General features: G+C 64.6%; 1 protein-coding gene. It reads left to right on the forward strand.

Annotation, left to right across the window (positions count from 1 at the left end; translation table 11 throughout):
• The first annotated feature begins 242 nt into the window (after window positions 1-242).
• Complete coding sequence (locus VQ02_RS34380) at window positions 243-530, forward strand: MTH1187 family thiamine-binding protein (RefSeq protein ID WP_048448772.1); 288 nt, start codon at window positions 243-245, stop codon at window positions 528-530.
• Window positions 531-591 lie beyond the last annotated feature (61 nt).

Genomic DNA, 591 nt, shown 5'->3' on the forward strand with positions numbered 1-591 from the left:
GCCCCAGCCACGGGCTTCCGCAGGGGCTGCCGCCAGGAGGGCACCAAGGCTGACGGCCGCGGCCGATAGGAGTGCGAGCTTGCGCATTCGAAATGTCCTGCTGTGAGGTATGCCCATCAACGGACCGGGCGCCCGGCCGTTCCCATTGGCCCCTGGGCGCTGGCGACGCAGGCCAGCGAGCAGCCTATAAGATCACGGGGATCGGCCGGCCCGTTTCACCTGCATTCCCAAGGAGAACGTCCATGAAAGTCGTCGCGGATCTGTGCATCGTGCCCATGGGCGTCGGCCCTTCCGTCTCCTCCTACGTGAAAGAGATCAAGGCCATCCTCGAGGCCAGCCACCTCAACGCCGAGATGCATGCCAACGGCACCAACATCGAGGGCGAACTCGCCGACATCTGCCGGCTCATCGAACTCTGCGAGGAGAAGCTGAGCCAGCTCGGCGTTCAGCGGGTGTTCTTCACCATGGCTTTCTCGTCGCGGCGGGACAAGGAGCAGTCCATGGCCGACAAGCTGACGGCCGTTTCCTGATCCCTCGGCACCATGCGCGCACCCATGCGTTGATGCTGTCCGATCCACGCCTGAGGACCGA

Origin of the sequence: Methylobacterium variabile, assembly GCF_001043975.1 — a bacterium.
GTDB classification, from domain to species: Bacteria; Pseudomonadota; Alphaproteobacteria; order Rhizobiales; family Beijerinckiaceae; genus Methylobacterium; species Methylobacterium variabile.